At 50.4% G+C, this 1,466-nt stretch carries 3 protein-coding genes; all 3 read left to right on the plus strand.

The window, feature by feature from the left end:
• A partial coding sequence (locus V6D20_00330) for an ABC transporter permease (protein ID HEY9814244.1) occupies positions 1-614 on the plus strand: 614 nt, incomplete at its 5' end.
• A 153-nt stretch (positions 615-767) separates the two neighbouring features.
• Positions 768-995, plus strand: coding sequence for a hypothetical protein (locus V6D20_00335; protein HEY9814245.1), 228 nt, complete (start codon positions 768-770; stop codon positions 993-995).
• 132 nt (positions 996-1,127) lie between these two features.
• On the plus strand, positions 1,128-1,466 hold a 339-nt coding region (locus V6D20_00340), incomplete at its 3' end, for an FkbM family methyltransferase (protein ID HEY9814246.1).

Consider the following 1,466-nt stretch of genomic DNA (forward strand, 5'->3'; position numbering starts at 1 on the left):
ATAACCCTGGGTTATTAAGCAGTTGGTTTTTTGTCCCAGGGGTGATTGGCGTAGTCCTGACCCTCACCGGATCCTTAGTCTCCTCAACCACGGTCATCCGAGAAAAAGATGTGGGCACCCTAGAGCAACTTCTGATGACCCCGGCTGCCGGTTGGGAAATCCTCACTGCCAAAATCGCTCCCCTCTTTGTCCTGCTGATGGGTGATGTCTTGCTAGCGTCTGCTATTGGGCGAGTGATTTTTGGGCTTCCTTTTCGCGGCAACTATGGTCTATTTATAGCCTTATCAGCACTGTACGTCTTAGTTTGTATTGGCATTGGGATCCTATTGGCAACCTTAGCGAATAATCAACAGCAAGTTGTGTTGATCTCATTTTTCTTCAACGTGCCGCTGATTCAGCTCTCCGGAGCGATCGCCCCCATTGAAAGCATGCCACCTTTTTTTCGTGCCCTATCTTTTCTGGATCCCCTACGCCACTATGTACAAATTGCCCGTAGCCTAATTCTCAAAGATGTAGGCGTTGAAGCTCTGTGGATTCATATCCTAGCTCTCAGTGTTTTTGCGGTGCTATTTCTGGGCGTCAGTATCAACCGATTTCGAACCCAGTTAAGCTAGTATCTTAACGTCCAATCAGCAGAGCGCGATCGCCCCCTCCCACAGGGAATGCGATCTCAGGTTTTGTAACGCGAGAATTGCTGGCACAATGGAGCAAGGCCTGTTTCCACCCTAGGGCAGCAGGTCTCAACTGTAGTCATCAAAGGGCGATGTATGTGGCGAGTCATTATTCAATGTTCTGCTGATAGCTGGCGTGACCATGCGGTGGCCTTTAAGGCGATCGCTGCCCAATATTCCGATACGCCCTTGGCATCGAAGAAAATGAAAGACGATGAACGCCGAATTATGGAATTTCAGGTGGAATCGGTGAGTGATGCAGAAGATTTTATGGAAGAATGCCTGGCGCTGGAGGGCTTTACGGCAACGTTTGAGGCCCTTTAGCGAACTGCTGGGCCACCCCCACTGTAGCGATCGCCCGAGCCTCTAAGATCCTGTGGGGGTACTTAACTAGACTCTTGGCTGTTCAAGGTCTGGCCAAGAAGAGGAGTCACGCCTGCCCTGATGTCATGAGTTATGCATTATTTAAACCAACTATCGCCCAGCAAGCGAGGCTACGCCCTCATCAATCGCTCCATCCACTGGCTGTCTAAGTTCCTGGTGAAAGACTGGGATCGCCGTCTGCTCGGGCTTTCTAGTCTACCCATTCGTTCCATTTTGGATATTGGAGCCAATGAGGGTCAGTTCTCCAAACGGATGCGATCGCTCTTTCCTGATGCCCAGATCTACGCCTTTGAACCCTTGCCCGATGCCCTCAAGGTCTTAAACACTTGGGCTAAGACCCAGCGGGGATCTGTGCAGGTGTTTGATGTGGCTTTGGGGGAAACAGAGCAGGTGTTATCCATTCAACAACAT

The sequence above is a fragment of the Candidatus Obscuribacterales bacterium genome (genome assembly GCA_036703605.1).
GTDB lineage: Bacteria > Cyanobacteriota > Cyanobacteriia > RECH01 > RECH01 > RECH01.

Coding starts and splice junctions, on each gene's coding strand:
- V6D20_00335 (HEY9814245.1), top strand. CDS start 768: ATGTGGCGAGTCATTATTCAATGTTCTGCTGATAGCTGGCGTGACCAT.